The 18,818-nt window shown below is 57.4% G+C and carries 19 protein-coding genes; 2 read left to right on the forward strand and 17 right to left on the reverse strand.

All coding sequences use genetic code 11. The features are described 5' to 3' along the window. Window positions 1-134: 134 nt before the first annotated feature. Entirely contained in the window at window positions 135-830 is a 696-nt protein-coding gene (gene nucS / locus FB556_RS11255; RefSeq protein WP_141865391.1) for an endonuclease NucS, read from the forward strand. Continuing rightward, window positions 808-1,749: a hypothetical protein gene (locus tag FB556_RS11260; RefSeq protein WP_141865389.1), complete on the forward strand. Its 942-nt coding sequence runs from the start codon at window positions 808-810 to the stop codon at window positions 1,747-1,749. The genes nucS and FB556_RS11260 overlap by 23 nt, the downstream gene beginning before the upstream one ends. Window positions 1,750-1,836: 87 nt before the next feature. On the opposite strand, the gene FB556_RS11265 is transcribed toward FB556_RS11260, so the two are convergent. The 17 genes from FB556_RS11265 to FB556_RS11345 form a co-directional block, all read right to left on the reverse strand. Further along, the gene (locus FB556_RS11265) at window positions 1,837-2,289 is read right to left on the reverse strand and encodes a DUF2550 family protein (protein WP_141865387.1); all 453 of its coding nucleotides are present in this window, start codon (window positions 2,287-2,289) and stop codon (window positions 1,837-1,839) included. 1 nt (window position 2,290) lies between these two features. Continuing rightward, the gene (locus tag FB556_RS11270; protein ID WP_141865385.1) at window positions 2,291-2,560 is read right to left on the reverse strand and encodes a F0F1 ATP synthase subunit epsilon; all 270 of its coding nucleotides are present in this window, start codon (window positions 2,558-2,560) and stop codon (window positions 2,291-2,293) included. Window positions 2,561-2,563: 3 nt separating this feature from the next. Beyond that, window positions 2,564-4,018: a F0F1 ATP synthase subunit beta gene (gene atpD / locus FB556_RS11275; RefSeq protein WP_141865383.1), complete on the reverse strand. Its 1,455-nt coding sequence runs from the start codon at window positions 4,016-4,018 to the stop codon at window positions 2,564-2,566. A gap of 60 nt (window positions 4,019-4,078) precedes the next feature. After that, window positions 4,079-4,975, reverse strand: coding sequence for a F0F1 ATP synthase subunit gamma (locus tag FB556_RS11280; protein WP_141867798.1), 897 nt, complete (start codon window positions 4,973-4,975; stop codon window positions 4,079-4,081). A 63-nt stretch (window positions 4,976-5,038) separates the two neighbouring features. Next, window positions 5,039-6,673, reverse strand: coding sequence for a F0F1 ATP synthase subunit alpha (atpA, locus tag FB556_RS11285; protein WP_141867800.1), 1,635 nt, complete (start codon window positions 6,671-6,673; stop codon window positions 5,039-5,041). A 73-nt stretch (window positions 6,674-6,746) separates the two neighbouring features. Further along, complete coding sequence (locus FB556_RS11290; protein ID WP_141867803.1) at window positions 6,747-7,559, reverse strand: F0F1 ATP synthase subunit delta; 813 nt, start codon at window positions 7,557-7,559, stop codon at window positions 6,747-6,749. Then, window positions 7,559-8,134 carry a F0F1 ATP synthase subunit B gene (locus FB556_RS11295; protein WP_141867805.1) on the reverse strand — a complete coding sequence of 192 codons (576 nt, stop codon included), beginning with the start codon at window positions 8,132-8,134 and terminating at the stop codon, window positions 7,559-7,561. Before FB556_RS11295 ends, FB556_RS11290 begins: the two co-directional genes overlap by 1 nt. Before the next feature lie 67 nt (window positions 8,135-8,201). Next, entirely contained in the window at window positions 8,202-8,417 is a 216-nt protein-coding gene (gene atpE, locus FB556_RS11300) for an ATP synthase F0 subunit C (RefSeq protein ID WP_022871288.1), read from the reverse strand. A 173-nt stretch (window positions 8,418-8,590) separates the two neighbouring features. Next, window positions 8,591-9,355 carry a F0F1 ATP synthase subunit A gene (gene atpB / locus FB556_RS11305; RefSeq protein ID WP_141868355.1) on the reverse strand — a complete coding sequence of 255 codons (765 nt, stop codon included), beginning with the start codon at window positions 9,353-9,355 and terminating at the stop codon, window positions 8,591-8,593. A gap of 409 nt (window positions 9,356-9,764) precedes the next feature. After that, window positions 9,765-10,172, reverse strand: coding sequence for a hypothetical protein (locus tag FB556_RS11310; protein ID WP_141867807.1), 408 nt, complete (start codon window positions 10,170-10,172; stop codon window positions 9,765-9,767). After that, window positions 10,150-11,337 carry an MraY family glycosyltransferase gene (locus FB556_RS11315; RefSeq protein WP_141867809.1) on the reverse strand — a complete coding sequence of 396 codons (1,188 nt, stop codon included), beginning with the start codon at window positions 11,335-11,337 and terminating at the stop codon, window positions 10,150-10,152. The genes FB556_RS11310 and FB556_RS11315 overlap by 23 nt, the downstream gene beginning before the upstream one ends. Then, entirely contained in the window at window positions 11,334-12,044 is a 711-nt protein-coding gene (locus FB556_RS11320; protein WP_246057436.1) for an L-threonylcarbamoyladenylate synthase, read from the reverse strand. Before FB556_RS11320 ends, FB556_RS11315 begins: the two co-directional genes overlap by 4 nt. Before the next feature lie 5 nt (window positions 12,045-12,049). Beyond that, entirely contained in the window at window positions 12,050-12,985 is a 936-nt protein-coding gene (prmC, locus tag FB556_RS11325) for a peptide chain release factor N(5)-glutamine methyltransferase (RefSeq protein WP_141867814.1), read from the reverse strand. Continuing rightward, the gene (prfA, locus tag FB556_RS11330; protein ID WP_141867816.1) at window positions 12,985-14,076 is read right to left on the reverse strand and encodes a peptide chain release factor 1; all 1,092 of its coding nucleotides are present in this window, start codon (window positions 14,074-14,076) and stop codon (window positions 12,985-12,987) included. Before prfA ends, prmC begins: the two co-directional genes overlap by 1 nt. 89 nt (window positions 14,077-14,165) lie before the next feature. Further along, on the reverse strand, window positions 14,166-16,217 hold the full coding sequence (rho, locus tag FB556_RS11335; protein WP_141868357.1) for a transcription termination factor Rho: 2,052 nt from the start codon (window positions 16,215-16,217) through the stop codon (window positions 14,166-14,168). Window positions 16,218-16,505: 288 nt separating this feature from the next. Further along, complete coding sequence (gene thrB, locus FB556_RS11340; RefSeq protein ID WP_246057437.1) at window positions 16,506-17,480, reverse strand: homoserine kinase; 975 nt, start codon at window positions 17,478-17,480, stop codon at window positions 16,506-16,508. A 2-nt stretch (window positions 17,481-17,482) separates the two neighbouring features. Next, on the reverse strand, window positions 17,483-18,799 hold the full coding sequence (locus FB556_RS11345; RefSeq protein ID WP_141867820.1) for a homoserine dehydrogenase: 1,317 nt from the start codon (window positions 18,797-18,799) through the stop codon (window positions 17,483-17,485). Window positions 18,800-18,818 lie beyond the last annotated feature (19 nt).

The raw sequence follows: 18,818 nt of genomic DNA on the forward strand, positions 1-18,818 counted from the left end.
GTTCTTCTGCCGCGCTTGGGATGTTGGTCACGACGGCGCTTATTTTTGCGAGCCATGACCCCTATTGTCACATACTCGCCGAGTCCGCCTGCTGCACTATGAACCAGCAATTACCCAGTAGACTAATGCCCGTTATGCGACTTGTCATTGCTGAATGTTCTGTCACCTACGCTGGCCGGCTCAATGCCTACCTGCCCCCCGCCAAACGGCTCATCATGTTCAAGGCCGACGGCGCGGTGTTGATCCACTCCGACGGTGGTTCCTATAAACCCCTGAACTGGATGACGCCGCCCGCCCGAGTGATCGTCTCGGAGCCATCCGAGACCCAGCAGCACGAAGGCATCGAAACAGTATGGACGGTGCAGTCGCAGAAATCCGATGACCGCCTGATCATTAGTATCTACGCTATTGAGCACGATTCCAGTCACGAGCTCGGGGTGGATCCTGGATTAGTCAAAGACGGCGTCGAAGCCGACTTGCAACGACTGTTGGCCGAACAAATTCACCTGCTGGGATCGGGCTATCAACTCATCCGGCGCGAATATATGACCGCCATTGGTCCGGTCGACATTCTGGCCAAGAACGGCACCGGAGAGACCGTGGCCGTGGAGCTGAAGCGGCGCGGAGATATCGACGGCGTCGAACAACTCTCCCGCTATGTTGAACTGCTCAACCGGGATCCACTGCTGGCACCCGTGCACGGAGTGTTTGCCGCTCAACAAATTAAGCCACAGGCGCGCGTACTCGCTGAAGACCGGGGTTTCAGCACGGTCACGCTGGACTACGATGCCATGCGAGGCGTCGACGATGTTGACTCCCGCCTTTTCTAAATGCACCAACACGTTCGCTGACCGCCACATCCATGGCGTGGCCGGGGTTGATTTTGCCACCTCCGATGTCCAGTCGATCCAGGCCGCGTTGCGCTTGCTGGCATCTCGGCGCACCACTGGGGTTACCGCCTCAATTCCGACGATCGGACTGGCCGCGTTACCCGATACACTGAACCGGCTACGTGCAGCTCATGTCGATGGGCTGGTGGACGGCGTGCATCTGGAAGGCCCATTTCTTGCGCCAGAGTTTGCCGGCGCGCATCCCAGGTCGGCACTGCTGGCTCCCAACGAAGATCCCGGCAAGCGGTTCCTAGAAACCGTGTTCAACTACCAGGACCCCAGCCGGCTGATCACCATGATGACGCTAGCACCCGAGCTCCCGGGGTTTGAGGCCACCGTTGAGCAACTCGTTGAAGCCGGGATTGCGCCTGCGCTAGGCCACACCGGTGCAACCTATCTCCAGATGCGCCACGGCATAGCATTCGTCTACGCCCTGACGGGAGAACCGGTGACCATTACCCATCTCTATAATGCGATGCGTGGTTTTCACCATCGGGACCCAGGGCCAATTCTTGCGGTCATGGAAGCAGCAGCCCGCGGTGAGGTCGTCGTGGAATTGATCGCAGACGGCTTCCATGTCGATCTTGAGGTGGTCCGGTGGTGGTTTGACCTGTGGCCCGCCACTATCCGGTTGGTTTCAGATGCCTCGGCTGCGACCCTTCCCACCGGCGTTCAGCCACTTACTGCGCAGCCACCCAGGTTGGGACATGTTGAACTGCACTATCCTACAGCTGCGAGCCCGCAGCTTGCGGGACGGGCCACGTTGGCATCGGGTGGTAAAGATCTGTTGGCGATCCACGATGACCTGGTGGCAGCAGGGCTGAATCATGATCAGGTATGTGCCGCGATGCAGCGCTAGCCGGTACCGACCCGCCTAAGGCCGTGGCTTAAAGCAATCGGTCGACAGAGCCATCCACGTACCCTGTCGACCGATTGTCATATGAAGTTAGAAGTATCGACGACGCTGTCGCCGTTGTGGCGGTTCTCGCCAGTGCCCAATCCCAACTGCGGGACCGGACTCGTACCACGTGGTGAGCTCAGAGACGTGCGCTTGGGCTGCACTGAGCTTGAGGTATGCACCGGTTTCCAGATCGTCTAACCGCACCCAGGCACGGATGCGAGTTCGGCGGGGAAACCGTGTTACGTCTAGCGAGTGACGCGGTACGCTGGCAAACGGGCGAGGCCAGATCGAGTAGACGGCGAAGATTTCCACCGAGTATTCGTTATATGACACCACCACGGGTTTGCCGGGTTTTTCGTCGTCGTGTTTGCTGACCAGGCGCGCTTTAAAGGAACCGGGTGTTCTAAGCAGCATAAATAATCGCCAGGCGATCATCACTGCCGTTACGAACGCTATGACCGCGATTCCGATGAGCGTCCAGGCCAGCCACGACGGCATCTTACGCTGACAGCTCCGCTTGTGTTGCGGCGATGGTCACCCGGTTCGAATCAACCGAGAAGAACCCGCCATTGGCTTGTGCAACCACGGCTTCACCGTCTGCTGCTTCGACGACGACTTCGCCGTCACCCAGCACCGCAAGCATCGGGGTGTGACCGGGAAGAATCCCGATCTCACCGTCAATCGTGCGGGCGGACACGGAGCGGGCTTGCCCGGACCACACGAAGTGGTCCTCGGCAACGATTTCGACGTCCAGGAGGTTATCGGCCATGAGTTAGCCTTCCTTCTGGATTTTCGCCCATTCCCGCTCCACGTCATCCAGGCCACCAACATTGTAGAAGGCCTGTTCTGCGATGTGGTCCAGGTCGCCGTCGGCGATGGCCTTGAAGCCTTCGATGGTGTCCTTGATTGGAACGGTCGAGCCTTCGACACCGGTGAACTGCTTCGCAGTGTAGGTGTTCTGCGACAGGAACTGTTCGATCTTGCGTGCACGGCCGACGACGACACGGTCTTCTTCGGACAGCTCGTCAACACCGAGGATCGCGATGATGTCTTGCAGTTCTTTGTTCTTCTGCAGAATCTGCTTGACGCGGGTCGCGACGTCGTAGTGTTCCTGACCAACGTACTGTGGGTCCAGCAGACGCGAGGTCGAGGCCAGTGGATCAACCGCTGGGTACAGACCACGCGAAGCCAGGTCACGAGTCAGGTTCGTGGTCGCATCCAAGTGCGCGAACACGTTGGCTGGAGCAGGGTCAGTGTAGTCGTCCGCTGGGACGTAAACGGCCTGCATCGAGGTAATAGAGTGACCGCGAGTTGAGGTAATGCGTTCCTGCAGGATACCCATTTCGTCAGCCAGGTTCGGCTGGTAACCCACAGCAGAAGGCATACGACCCAGCAGGGTCGAAACTTCCATACCGGCCTGCGAGAAGCGGAAAATGTTGTCAATGAACAACAACACGTCCTGCTTCTGGACGTCACGGAAGTACTCGGCCATAGTCAGACCGGTTAGCGCAACGCGTAGACGGGTGCCTGGTGGCTCGTCCATCTGACCGAACACCAGTGCGGTGTCTTTCAGTACGTCGGCTTCGTCCATTTCGACCCAGAGGTCGTTACCCTCACGAGTACGCTCGCCAACACCAGCGAATACCGAGGTACCACCGAAGTTGCGTGCAACACGGGTAATCATTTCCTGGATCAGAACGGTTTTACCAACACCGGCACCACCGAACAGACCAATCTTTCCACCCTGAATGTAGGGGGTGAGCAGGTCGATGACCTTGATACCAGTCTCCATCATCTGGGTGGAGGCTTCCAGGTCAGCGAAGTTTGGTGGCTGGCGGTGAATTGGCCAGCGTTCTTGAACATCAAGTTCAGCAATATCAACGTCGAGCGAGTCGCCCAGCGCGTTGAAGATGTGGCCTTTGACGACGTCGCCCACGGGCACCGAGATTGGCTGGCCGGTGTCGACGACTTCCTGACCGCGGACCAAACCGTCGGTTGCCTGCATCGCGATGGCGCGAACCAGGTTTTCACCCAGGTGCTGGGCAACTTCGAAAGTAATGGTCGAGGTTTGACCACCGAGGGTCAACTGTACTTTCAGAGCATTGTAGATCTCCGGCATGGCGTCCGCTGGGAATTCAGCGTCGATGACCGGTCCGGTAATGCGGGCAATGCGGCCCACGGCGCCGGTTTTAGCGCCGCTACCGGATTCATTCATAGTGGCAGTCATGTAACTCACTTCTATGTGGATGTTGAAATATGGGTCAGTGAGGCTGTGGTGTCAGCCCGTTTAGGACTCTGCTAGTGCGTCTGCACCAGCGATGAGTTCGGTGAGCTCCTGAGTAATGGAAGCCTGACGGGCGTTGTTCATCAGCAAAGTGTATTCACGGATGAGATCTTCGGCGTTATCTCCGGCTGCACTCATAGCTCGTTGACGGTTGGCCAGTTCTGATGCGGCAGCCTGCAACATGGACGAGAAGATTCTCGACTCGATGTATTTGGGCAGCAATGCATCCAAGACTTCTTCTGGGGCGGGTTCGTAGTCATAGAGCGGGAACAGTTCCGACGCATCGGTGACTTCTTCTTCCACAACTTCCAGTGGCAGAAGACGAACAACCGTTGGGTCTTGTCGCACCATGCTCTTGAACTCTGTGTAGACGATGTGAATTTCGTCGACGCCGCCCTCTTCGTAGTCGGTCAAGAAGGCATCGACGAGTGTTTCGCCAACATCTTTTGCGACGTCGAATTCTGGGCTATCGGTCGAACCGGTCCAGAATTTCTTGTACGAACGGTTACGGAAGTCAAAGTACGCCTGAGCCTTGCGGCCGATCAGGTATAGATCGGCGGATTTACCTTCTTCGGAAAGGCGTTCAATCAAGGTCTCTGCGTGACGCAGGATGTTTGCGGAGTATGCTCCAGCCAGGCCGCGGTCGCTCGACATGATGAGCACAGCAGCGCGTCGCGGATTTTCGGGTTCCGACGTCAGAACGTGTTCGATGTCTTGCTGTGATGCCACGGCAGAAACGGCCCGAGTAATCGCATTGGCATAGGGCATCGAAGCTGCCACACGCTGGCGTGCCTTACCGATTCGCGAGGTTGCGATCAGTTCCATCGCATTGAAGATCTTTTTCATCGACGTCGTCGAGTTGATCTTGTTGCGATAGACCCGAATATCGGATGCTGACATGCTTTTCCTTTCTGTGACCTATAGCAGGTGCCGGGTTTCCCCGGCACCAAATGCTAGGGTCGATCAGCGTTTCTGGCGGACGATGCGTTCTTGTTCGACGGCGCCTTCGTCAATGGCATCGAACTCTTCGTTGCCTGGCTGGACGGCGTCGCCACCTTGGGCAAGGAAGGATTTCTTGAAGCTGGTAACTTCCTGTTCCAAGACCGCGATGGTGTCATCGTTCAGGCGCCCGGTTTCTGCGATATCTGCCAGCGCGATGTTATTGAGACGCAGGTGCTGCAAGAATTCCGATTCGAAGCGCAGTACGTCAGAGACTGGAACGTCGTCCATGTGTCCCTGAGAGCCTGCCCAGATCGAAACAACCTGGTCTTCGACTGGGTACGGGGTGTACTGCGGCTGCTTGAGCAGTTCCATCAGGCGTGCACCACGGTCCAGCTGACGACGCGTTGAAGCATCAAGGTCAGATGCGAACATCGCAAAGGCTTCCATGTCACGGTACTGGGCGAGATCAATACGCAGGGTACCGGAAACGGATTTCAGTGCCTTGGTCTGGGCTGCACCACCTACGCGCGATACCGAAATACCAACGTCAACAGCTGGGCGCTGGTTGGCGTTGAACAGGTCAGACTGCAAGAAGATCTGACCGTCGGTAATCGAAATAACGTTGGTCGGAATGTATGCCGAGACGTCGTTGGCTTTGGTCTCCACGATCGGCAGACCGGTCATCGACCCGGCACCCAATTCGTCAGAGAGCTTTGCACAACGTTCCAGCAACCGTGAGTGCAGGTAGAACACGTCACCTGGGTACGCTTCACGGCCTGGTGGACGACGCAGCAACAGCGACACGGCGCGGTAGGCCTCAGCCTGCTTGGACAGGTCGTCGAAAATGATCAGAACGTGTTTGCCACCGTACATCCAGTGCTGCCCAATGGCTGACCCGGCATATGGTGCCAGGTATTTGAAGCCCGCTGGGTCAGATGCTGGTGAGGCAACGATGGTGGTGTATTCGAGTGCGCCCTCGCGTTCCAGTGTGGCACGAACCGATGCGATCGTTGAAGCCTTCTGGCCAACAGCCACGTAGATACAACGTACCTGTTTGTTCGGATCCCCCGACTCCCAGTTGGCTCGCTGGTTGAGAATCGCATCGACACCAATTGCGGTCTTACCGGTCTGGCGGTCACCAATGATCAGCTGACGCTGGCCACGACCGATAGGAATCATCGCATCGATGGCTTTCATACCAGTCTGAAGTGGTTCGTGTACCGACTTACGCTGGGTCACACCTGGTGCCTGGAGTTCCAGTGCACGGCGGCCTTCGTCCTCGATTGGACCAAGGTTGTCGATTGGTTCACCCAGTGGGTTCACGACACGACCCATGAAAGCGTCCCCGACCGGTACGGACAGTACGTCGCCGGTGCGGTACACTTTCATACCTTCTTGAATACCCTGGAAGTCACCCAGCACAACGACACCAATTTCACGTGGGTCGAGGTTCTGAGCCAGTCCAGTGACGCCATTGTCGAAACGAAGCAGTTCGTTCGACATAACGGAAGGAAGACCTTCCACACGGGCAATACCGTCAGCTGCGCTTGTGACGTAGCCAACTTCGACACGTTCGGTGTCGGCCGGTTCGTACGACTCCGCAAACTCGTTTAGGGCATCACGGACGTCGTCAGCGTTGATGGTCAAATCGGCCATCTGCAGTCCCTGCTCTCTTTGAATGCCGCATCATGGTGATGTGGCCTAGTTGTATATGTTTCGAGTGCCGGTTTCAGCCGGCCAGTTTAGTGTTCAGATCGTTCAGTCGTGAAGCGACCGAGGAGTCAATGACTTCGTCACCAACTTGGATCCGGATTCCGCCGATCAGCTGCGGGTCAGTGTGAACGTTTAGCTGCAACTGACGACCAAAAGTGGACGACAGTGTGTTGGCCAAACGATCTACCTGAGCTTGCTGGAGTGGACGGGCCACCGTCACATCGGCGATCCACTGACGTTGTTGCTGTGCGCTCAGATCAGCAAAACGACGAACAAGATCAACAGGTTTCACTCCACGAGGATGCTCCACTGCCTGACGGACCAACAACTTTGCTGGGGCCATGGCATCGGCTGACATGAGATTGTCAGCGAGATCGCCTCGAGAAGATACTGGCGCTTGCTGATCGGTGAGTGCCCGCTGCAGTTCGTGGCTGGCATCAACCACACGGTTGAATTCCAGCAGTTGCTGCGTCAGGGTCTGCAGACCAGCAAGACCACCCTGTTCGGCGCTGTAGATAGCGGAAATAGCCGCCATCTCTTCGAGTGCGTCACCGAATTCGCGTTCGGTGGTCCAGCGTGCGCCGGCAAGGCTTTGCAATACCGTCACAGCAGATGCTGAGACTTGGTTGGCAAAGATCCTGCGAATTAATTCTTGACGTCGGTTGGCTTCAACCGTTGGGTCGGTGATCGAGCGGCGCAATGCACCGTTATCGTCGATCACTTTCAAAGCCGCAAACAGTTCGGCGCCGAGTTCGACTCCTCCGGCTGAAAGGGTAGCTTTCAGCTCGGTGTGCAGTTGTGCCAATGAATCACGCGATGCTTGTGACATTACTCAGTTGCACCTGCACTCGTGGTTGAGGCCTGTTCTTTCTCCAGGTCTGCCAGGAAGCGGTCGACAACGCGCTGCGAACGAGCGTCGTCTTCAAGCGCTTCTCCAACAATCTTGGAGGCCAATGAGGTTGCCAGGGTGCCGACTTCGGTACGCAGTGCCGTAACGGCCTGCTGGCGTTCGGCAGCAATCTGAACGGAAGCTTGTTCAGAGATGCGCGACGCTTCTGCCGAAGCGTTCTGACGTGCCTCTGCAACAATCTGTGCCGCTTCGGTACGAGCCTGCTCTCGAATTTGGCTGGCTTCGGTACGGGCTTCTTGCAGCAGCTGTTCGTAGTTGTTCTTTAACTGGGCAGCCTCTGCTTGTGCAGCCTGAGCGCGCTCAAGTCCACCTTCGATCGCATCCCGACGTTCGACGTAGGATTTCTCCATTGCCGGAACGACGAATTTGATGACGATGAACAAGAGGACCAGGAAGCCAACCGACGTGACCACGATTTCCCAAATATTTGGGATCAGCGGATTCGCTTGTTCCTGTTCCGCGGCGGCCGCCATGATCGTCATGCTATTGATCATTTCAAACCATCCTTAAGTGTTCATTACTGACATATATGGCCGGATGCTTTCCGACCGTGGATGGCGCCTAGGCTCCAATAACGAAAGCGAAGACCAGACCAAGAATCGCAAGGGCTTCTGCCAGCGCGAAACCAAGCAGCGCGATTGGCTGCAGCTGCGACTGGGATTCTGGCTGACGTGCAACACCGTTGATGTATGCAGCGAAGATCAGACCCACACCAATAGCGGAGCCAATTGCGGCCAGGCCGTAACCGATCATGTTCAATGAACCATGCAGTTCCATTGTGTTCCTTTCAAGATGCCTAACAGGCAGGTTGTGGAGGGTTCCCGGCGGGGATCCGATGGGTACCGGTACCAGGAAGTAATTTCACGGCGTGTATCTCACCGTCGCGATTCATAGGTTCGAATCGGCAAATCTTTATAACAAATATTCAGTTCTGTGCGGAGCGTTAGAAGTTACGCTGCGACCGGCATTGGCTTGTCCATGATGGGCTCTGCTTGAGCGGCGATAGCCCCTTGAATGTAGAGCGCCGTCAACAGAGTAAAGACGAAGGCCTGCAGGACCATGATCAGCAGTTCCAGGAAGTACAGCGCCACGGAACCGATGATGACGCCAATGCCCAAGCCTGCGTTCAAGATACTGTCCGTTTGAGTAATCAGGTATTCTGCACCGGAGCCGGCCAGCATGACGATCATGTGCCCGGCCAACATGGTTGCCATCAAACGCAGCGAGTGCGTCAGTGGGCGAACGATGAAGTTGGAGATGATCTCCAATGGAACCAGCAGTGGCAGGATCCAGCTGGGAACGCCCTCGGGGACCACAGCCAGTTTGAAGTATTTAATACCGTGATGACGCAGTCCAACACCAATCCAGATGATGTACATGATAATGGCGATTGCATAGGCTGCGCCGGCGTGCGAGAACGATGGCAGCTGCAGGATCGGGATCGCGCCAAATAAGTTGTTGAAGAGTACAAAGAAGAACGTTGCAAACAGCAGCGGAACCCACTGGCGGAAATGTTTTTCACCAAGAATGTCGCGACCAATGCCATTGCGCACGAATGCATAGCCGGACTCGGCGATCCACTGCAGACGCCCTGGGACCAGGGAAGGTTTGCGCATTGCGATGCCAAAAAGCGCCCAGATCAAAATGACCGACAGAATGATCATGAGCATCTGTTTGCCGAAACCGGTGCCGTACTCAGCCATCCACGGAATCATGTCTGGTAAGTGCGCATCATCGATCGTGGGCGGCACGTATCCCTGCGTGGGGAGATAACTTAGTACGAGTGGAAGCACGCAAATCCTCTCTTAAGAATCCCACGGGAAGGTTGAGGTATTCGAACCTGCTTCGGGGATGTTGCCGGAGTGTTGTTGAAGGCAGTTGCGATGTTCAACGCGTTTTTGCCCTTGGATAGTCTAGCAAAAACCTTAACCCGTGTCGCATTGAGTCGTTTATTCCAGACGACGTCGCTGGCCCAATCTACCAAATCAAGTGAGACCTTGGTCACGCCATTTCTACACCGTGTCGAATAAATCTAATGAAACAGCTTGTCAGGACGTTATTTGGCGCATCTCACAGGTGAACAAATCTGCGTATTTGTTGTCTTTATCACACTGATGAGATGGGTTAGGAATAGATCAGGCGCCGGGTATTGAGAAAAACAATAACCTCTGCAATTTGCCAGATGACGATGGCCACCAAGGCTCCAATGGCAGCCCCGATCGTGTGCAGCCATTCGGGTGGGGGCACTACGGCCAGCAGCATGCCAAGAATCACGATCTTGGCGACAAAGGCACCCATCGCTAATGGGATGGCGAGGTTGCGACGTCGTTGCCACACAATGGCTATCAGCAGAATACTAAGTGCTGATAAGCCCCAAACGATGATCCCGGCGACCAGCGCTGACAGCCCGGCGTCGCCGTTCTCTAACAGAAGGAACGCTACTGCGGTCACGACGATCCCGACCCAGGTCGGCCAAGAGGCGTGCAGCAGAATCCCCCACCAGCCGTGCTTATTGACGGGTTTCTTTGCCATAGGTTTCACCTTGTTCTGCCGAATGGTTCAGCGCTCGTTCGGCAGCTCGTGCTGCCCGCAGCTTATTGAGTCGTCGATAGTAGGCTCGACGCGCCATCCAGGGACGAAGTGTCAGCACAACGAGCAGTGCCAGGGCAACGATCGTTGCACCAATGACCATCGCAGCAGGGAAATAGGTCAGTGATACGGCACCGTATCCCACGACAAATGTCCACAGGTATAGCAACAGCACGGCTTGTCGGTGGGTGTATCCGCCGTCGACCAGCTTGTGATGGATGTGGCCTCGGTCTGCACTAAATGGCGAGGTGCGGCGTGCGGTTCGGCGCAATACCGCCATGAAGAGGTCGAGCAGCGGGAGGATCATGACGGCCAGTGGCAACAAAATCGGCATGTACGCGGGGATATTGCGGAACCGGAATCCTTCTAATGCCCCAAGATCGGCGGTGACCGCAACGGCTGCGGTGGCCATTAACAGGCCGATGAGCTGTGCGCCGACCTCACCCATAAAGATGCGGGCCGGATGGAAGTTGAAAGGCAAAAAACCGAGACAGGCCCCGATAAGTAGTGCGGTCAGCAAAGTCGCCAAGTTCGAATAATCGTAGGCGTTGATGGTTCTGGTGAGGATATAGCTGTAGATGAAGAAGGCTGAACCACCGATAATGGCCACACCGGATGCTAACCCGTCGAGCCCATCGATAAAGTTGAACGCATTGATCGTCAGCACAATTACGAAAATCGTGATGACGATCTGCGCAAGATCATTATCGACGTGGATCCATCCAACTGGCATGGCTTCAACGCGTATGCCGGCCGCCGCAACAATGCCCGCGGCCAAGACTTGGCCGGCGAATTTGATGATCCAATGCAGATCCCACAGATCGTCTGCCACCCCCATGACCAGGGTCACCAGGATGGCCAGCAGGATGCCGACGATCGGCGCCTGGTAGATCCCGGATAAAAAGGGGATGAGTGATGCCGCACCCAGCACGATGGTTACCGCCAGGGCCATAGCCGCTCCCCCGAGTTTCGGGATGGGTTCGCGGTGCATATCGCGTTTCCGGGTGGGCGTATAGACGCGACCGCGAACACCTAACATGCGTGCCATCGGGGTCAGTGCGAAACTGATTAGCGCGGTGATGGCCACGATGGCAAGGTAAACCTTCATGACGACGAAGAATCCTCCCACGTCGTTGCTCCCGTGGACCCTGATGTAGGTGGTTCCGGGTCGTTGAGATCCAAAACGTCGGGAACAACTTGTCGTAGTTCCTCGATGCTGATGGCGCCCTGTCGAAGCACACGGTGCGGGGTGACGGTGCAATCTACGATGGTGGAGGCTTGTTGTGCGCCGCGGTCGCCGTCATGTATGTAGACGGACACGGAAGCACCTAGGGCTTCTTGAGCGGCTTGGGCTGTGGTGGCCGCTGGCTGGCCGTGCCGGTTGGCGGAAGACACCGCTAATGGTCCGGTGTTTTGAAGAATCTGTTGGGCCAGGGCATCCGCTGGTTGGCGCAATGCGACCGTGCCATGGGTTTCGCCAAGATCCCAAGATAGAGAAGGCTGGGCGTTGAAGATCAGCGTTAGTGCGCCTGGCCAAAAGGCTTGCGCTAATTGGCGTCCGGTGGCGGGAATATCAACGGCTAGTGCATCCAGAACTTGCATATTGCCGATCAGCACCGGTGGCGGGGACTGCCGGGAGCGCCCCTTAGCGGCCAAGAGCACGGCCACGGCCTGTGGATTGAACGCATCGGCGCCGACACCATAGACCGTGTCGGTGGGCAAGACGATGAGTTCGCGTTGGCTAATGGCTTTGCTCGCCGCGGCGATGGCGGCGGTCCGTTGGTCGGATTCTTGGGCGTCGAACAGCTGAGTCACGATAGTTATTGTGCCAGGGTTGAAGATGAATTCGGTGATGGTTTCGCCGATGATGTGCGAATCGCGGCAACAAAACGATCCGCGCCAGTGAGATCTTTCACAGTCTGCACCTGGTCCCAGACGGAGCTGGCCACAAGTGCCGCCACAAGTTGTGTGGCGTGCGTGTGATCATGTTCCATCATGAAAAGCCCGCCCGGTGCCAACCACTCGGCGGCCTGGTGGGCGATGCGCAATGGGATGGCGGTGCCGTCTGCCGACCCACCATAGAGGGCACGGTGCGGGTCATATTCGGCTTCGTGTTGTGTTACCGGCGTCGTCGTTGGAATATACGGTGGATTGGACACGACAGCATCAAAAGTTCCGCGCAGTGAGGAAAGCTTCGGGGCCGCCGCGATGACGTTGCGATGATCAGTAGCATCCGCACACAATACGGTGACCTTGTGTTGGGCGGTATTAGTCCGGGCTAGCTCGGTTGCTTCGGGCGAGATATCGACCGCCCATACCTCTACTGGGATGTTCCGTTGGCGCATCTGGTCAGCGACTGCTGCCGCGATAGCTCCCGAGCCGGTGCACAAGTCTAGAATCTTCAGCGGACCAGGATGTGTGGCAAAGTGTTGCACCGTTGTCTCGACGAGGACTTCAGTTTCGACCCGCGGGATAAACACCCCGGGCGCCACTTTGAGGTCGAGCCCGTAAAACCCGGTGGTCCCGATCAGGTATTGCAGCGGGGTCCGGGTTGCTCGGGCGGTGGCAAGTTCGGTGATTTTGGCGACGTCACCGGCTTCGAGCCGCGCCCCTAGCGCCTGCAGCACTCCGAGTCTGCCGCGAGAAATACCCAACACGTGGGCAACGATAGTTGCGGCTTCGGCTTGTGGGGAGTCGATTTCCGCCTGGCTCAAGTGTTCTTGGACCAGGCGGAGGATCTCATTGACGTCGGTCATTAGGCCTTCGAGTTTTCACCCAGGGCGGCAAGACGTTCGGCTTCATCCATTTCGATCAGTGAATGGATTACTGGATCCAGGTCGCCTTCCAGAACGCGGTCCAAGTTATTGGCCTTGTATCCGGTGCGGTGATCGGCGACACGGTTCTCTGGGAAGTTGTAGGTGCGGATACGTTCGGAACGGTCCATAGTACGCACCTGCGAAGCACGAGTCTCGGCGGCTTCGGCGTCAAGTTGTTCTTGTTGCCACGCTAACAGGCGTGACCGCAGAACGCGCATGGCGGCTTCACGGTTTTGAATCTGCGACTTCTCGTTCTGCATGGCCACCACAATGCCGGTCGGCAAGTGGGTAATACGCACCGCAGAGTCGGTCGTGTTCACATGCTGGCCACCCGGCCCGGAGGAACGATACACATCGATCTTCAGGTCGGATTGGTTGATCGCGATCTCTTCGGGTTCATCGACTTCTGGAAAAACCAGCACGCCGGCAGCCGAAGTATGGATCCGGCCCTGGGATTCGGTCACGGGCACGCGCTGCACGCGGTGGACGCCGCCTTCGAATTTCAGGTGTGCGAATACGCCTTCTGCAGGGTCGTTGGTATTCGACGAGATCCCAATATGCACATCTTTATATCCGCCAAGATCGGATTCGGTGGCCGAAATGATCTCGGTTTTCCACCCCTTGTTCTCTGCATAGCGGAGGTACATCCGGGCCAGGTCGGAGGCGAACAGAGCGGCTTCTTCGCCACCTTCGCCACCTTTGATTTCCAGGATGACATTGCGTGCGTCGTCGGGATCACGCGGGATCAGCAACCGGTGGAGCAGTTCGCTGGCTTCCTCGTAGCTGGTTTCCAATCCGGGAATTTCAGCGGCAAAGTCCTCATCCTCTTCGGCGAGTTCCTTGGTGTCTTCTAAGTCTTGGCCGATCTGTTGCCACCGTTTGTGGGCTTTGACGATCTTTTCGAGCTCGGCGAAGCGACGCCCGACTTTCCGGGCCATGGCTTGGTTGGCGTGGACTGCCGGGTCACCCATTTTTTCGGTGAGCTCGGCGTGTTCTTGTAGCAGATTATCGATGGAGTCAAACGTACTCATGTGTTTACCTTAGTCGTAGGAGTCTTAGGAAGAAATCAAAAAAACCATCGCGCAACCGTCAGATTGCGCGATGGTTCTTTGTCAGAAAGCTAAGACTCTGATTGACCTCGAAGGGTGGTCTTGGAGACCAGCATCAGAAATTCCGCGTTGGTTTCGGTTTCTTTGAGCTTGGAAGTCAGCAGTTCTAGAGCCTGCTGGGTTTCCAGCCCGGACAGCACGCGGCGCAGACGCCACATGATACCGATCTCTTCCTTGGTCAGCAGGTTCTCTTCGCGACGGGTACCCGAAGCATTGATGTCGATGGCTGGGAAAATCCGACGTTCGGACAGTTCGCGGGACAGACGCAGTTCCATATTGCCGGTGCCCTTGAACTCTTCGAAGATCACTTCGTCCATGCGGGACCCGGTCTCGACCAGTGCGGTCGCCAGGATGGTTAGCGAACCGCCACCTTCGATGTTGCGTGCCGCACCGAAGAATTTCTTAGGTGGGTACAGTGCTGCCGAATCGACACCACCGGACAGGATGCGTCCTGAGGCCGGAGTCGCCAAGTTATAGGCACGACCCAGGCGCGTCATCGAGTCCAGCAGGACGACGACGTCGTGGCCCAGTTCGACCATGCGCTTGGCGCGTTCAATCGACAGTTCGGCAACCGTGGTGTGGTCTTCTGCTGGCCGGTCGAAGGTCGAAGCAATGACTTCACCGCGTACCGAACGCTGCATGTCAGTCACTTCTTCTGGCCGTTCATCCACCAGCACCATCATGAGTTTGACCTCGGGGTTATTGGTGGTGATCGCATTGGCGATCGACTGCAGCATCATCGTTTTACCGGCTTTTGGTGGTGAAACGATCAGACCGCGCTGGCCCTTACCAATCGGTGCGACCAGGTCCACGAGGCGTGGGCCCATGTCTTTTGGATTGTTTTCCAGGCGCAGACGCTCCTGCGGGTACAGCGGGGTGAGTTTGTTGAATTCAACACGCTTGGGGTTCTCCACGGCTTCTTGACCGTTGACCCAGTCGAGTTTGACGAGCGCATTGAATTTCTGACGGTTGCCGCCGGAGCCACCGCTGCCGCCACGACGGTTGCGTCCGCCACGGCCGCCACGTCCGCCGCGTCCGCCTTGCTGGTTGCCATCATCGTCGTCTGCACCCGGCGCGCGAACCTGGCCGCGCACTGCGTCACCTTTACGCAGGCCGTAGCGTTTGACCATGGCCATCGAAACATACACGTCATTGGGACCGGGCAGGTATCCGGAGGTCCGGACGAACGCGTAGTTATCTAACACATCGAGAATGCCCGAGATCGGAATGAGCGTATCGTCTTCCGACACTTCTTGGTGCTGATCGTCGTCGGCGTCTTGGTCCTGATCCTGGTCGCGGTGGCGATCGCGTGACCGGCTACGATCGCGTTGGCGTTGACGGCGCTGATTGCGTTGATCGTCGTCACGACGACGGCGTGAACCGTCTTGCTTGTCGTCACCGGACTCATCGGAGTCTTGGTCGTCGGACGCGTCCTGGTCTTCGCGGGTTTCGCGACGCTGACGGTCCTGATCGCGACGCTGCTGGTTGCGAGTACGTTGTCCGCGGCCGCGACTGGTGGACTCTTGGTCTTCGGATTTCTCGCCGTCTTGCTGCGCGGCGTCGTCGGCTTTGTCAGCAGAATCTGCACGAGCGCCTTTGTCTTCGCGGGCAGACTGCTGTCCGCGACCGCCACGGCGGCCACGAGAAGACTGCTGGTCGCGCTGTTTGGTTGACTCTTCTGCAGCAGTACCTTGGGTGGTGTCGGTTTGTTCTTGAGCCGAGTGGTTCTTGCTGGAGTCAGTCTTGGCGCCGGACTCGGTCTTGTCAGGGGCCTGCTCGGAAGCGTCTTTAGCGCCTTGGGCGTCGTCCTGTTTCGGCGTGGTTTTCTTGGTGCGCTGGTTGGAGCGACGCTGTTGGGGTTTGTCGTCGGCGGGCTTGGCTTCATCTGCCGTCGCACGTTCGGTGGTCGTCCCACCGCGCTGATGATCGGTAATGACGTCGACCAGCTGCGCTTTGCGCATGCGGGAGGTGCCAGTGATGCCGAGTTGCGATGCTAAATCTCGCAGTTGGGTGAGTTTCAGGCTACCCAGGCCAGCAGTCCCATTTTCGGTTGGGGCCTGCATTGTGTCTTGTTCAGTCACGAAGGTTCCTTCCCCCTCGTCGGACGGGCTTAAGATACCCGCAGGTTTGATAACAAAGCTGACGCGACTGGGGTTACGTCACATTGTCTTGGAGTGATTGCAATATAGCGAGCACCTCATGTTGCACAGCAGTGTCAACGAAGGTGTCTATCGTGTTGGATAACCTGACATCTAGGATGATGGGCTATCAAAAACTCTCCGCAGAATTGCGGTAAAGACCAGGCCGATGACGATCGATTTAGAAAGGATCCAAACCGTAAATAGTTCTCGTTAGGGCCGGAATACTTCCATGGTAGCACCTTGAGTGGCCACAGGCAGAATCCGGACATCCCAGTGTTGCTCAGATTTCGCTGCACGCTGTGTCAGTTTGTCTGCAACGACGTCGGCTTCTGCGCGATTCTTGGCGAAAACGCACAGGGTTGGCCCGGCTCCCGACACGACGGCGGCATGGCCGTCTTCCCGCATTGAGACGATGTGGGCCAGGGTTTCCGGCATCGACGGTTGCCGGTATTTTTGGTGCAACCAGTCTTCGGTAGCGGGCAGTAGCAGTTCGGGGTTGGTTGTCATGGCCGGTGCCAATAACGCCGCGCGCGAAGCGTTGGCCACGGCTTCACCGTGCGGCACGCTGGTCGGCAAGAGCGTTCGTGCGGCAGCCGTGGACAGCGGTTTGGACGGGATCGCCACCACGGGGGTCACCTCGGGGTGCGGTAGCAACTGTAAACTGCGATACCGGTTGCCGTGGTCATCGGGCTCATTCCACGAAAACGTCAGTCCCCCAAAGACCGCAGGCGCCACATTATCCGGGTGGCCTTCAGCTTCCGAAGCCCACTGCAACAGGTCATCGTTGGCAATCTCACAGTCTTGGGGCAATAAAGCTTTAACCGCTAACGCTGCGGCGATATGTGCGGCGGCAGACGAACCGAGACCACGCGAGTGAGGAATCCGGTTGATCGCATGCAACTCGAGTCCGGGCAGGTGCCACCCCAGGTGGTCTAGCCGCAGCCGAATCTGGGTAATGATCAGATGGCGCGCATCGGTGGGCAGGTAGTTCTGCCCCTCGCCGTCGATAGTCGCACTGAAACCCGTTTCGGTGGTCCGGATCTGCAGTTCATCATAGAGTCCGACGGCGATCCCGGCGCTGTCGAAGCCGGGTCCCAGATTCGCCGACGTCGCCGGAACCTTGATGTTGGCAACGATGCCAACGGGGACCCGGTTGGCTGGTGGTGTGGTGGCCGGTGATGCCACGACTATTTACCTTCAACCCGCATGACGGACAGCACGTCGTCAACGACGTCCAGAGATTTGGTGGCCTCTAGCGTCTTGGCCAGCTGAGATTCTTTCGCACGGTGGGTGACGAATGACAACAGTGCGGTCTTGTGGTCTTCCGACGAGTCCGCATCCGGGGTCTGGTTCATGGATTTGATCGACACGTTGTGTTCGGCGAACGTCCCGGCAACTTTGGCCAGGACACCCGGAGCGTCGGCGGCGCGGACGACCATCATGTACCGGGTCGTCGTCTCGCCAATTTGCAGAGCATCCAGTTCGCGACGGGCCGTGTGAGTCCGTCCGGGACCACCGCGCAATTTACGCTTGGCGATCGACATGACATCCCCCATAACGGCCGAAGCAGTCGGTGCCCCACCAGCTCCGGGACCATAGAACATCAATTCGCCAGCGTTTTCGGCTTCAACAAATACGGCATTATATGCACCGCGCACCGAGGCCAGCGGGTGTTCGCGGGGCAGCAGGGTCGGGTGGACGCGCAAGACCACACCGGTGGGGTCATCAAGCTGTTCGGCAATGGCCAGCAGTTTGATGATGTAGCCGGCATCTGCGGCCACCTTGTGGTCCAGATCCGTAATCTCGGTGATGCCCTCGGTGTACACCTGATCCAGGGTAAACGGTGCGTGGAAGGCCAGGTGCGCCAGGATCGCGGCCTTGGCGGCGGCGTCCTCTCCCCCAACATCCGCGGTCGGGTCGGCCTCGGCATACCCTAGACGCTGAGCTTCAGCCAAGGCGTCATTGAAGGAGGCACCCGTGGTATCCATCTGGTCCAGGATGTAATTCGTCGTGCCATTGACAATTCCCATAATGCGGGTGACCCGGTCGCCCGACAGCGAGTCGCGTAACGGTCGCAGAATCGGAATCGCCCCGGCAACGGCGGCCTCAAATGATAACTGCACCCCGGCTTGAGCGGCAGCCTCAAACAGTTCATTGCCGTGGGTTGCCAGCAGTGCCTTATTGCCAGTGACGACGTTGGAACCCTGGGCAATGGCCTTCAGGATGAGCTCGCGGGCTGGTTCAATCCCGCCCATCAGTTCAATAACGATATCTGCACCGTCGAGCACCTCGTCAACCTGATCGGAGTAGTACTCAGCGGGCAGCTGGTAGTCGCGAGTGGCCTGGGGATTCCGGACAAGAATCTTGGTGAGCTGCAGTGTGGCGCCGATGCGCCCGGTGAGGGCTTCAGCATCCTCGGTGAGAATACGAGCAACCTGTGATCCGACGGTTCCACCACCCAACAGTGCGATGTTTAGGGTTGGGGTATCAGATGCAGTGGTCATGGTCCTCCGAGTAAACGTT

The organism is Enteractinococcus coprophilus, from assembly GCF_006716305.1.
Classification (GTDB): Bacteria; Actinomycetota; Actinomycetes; order Actinomycetales; family Micrococcaceae; genus Yaniella; species Yaniella coprophila.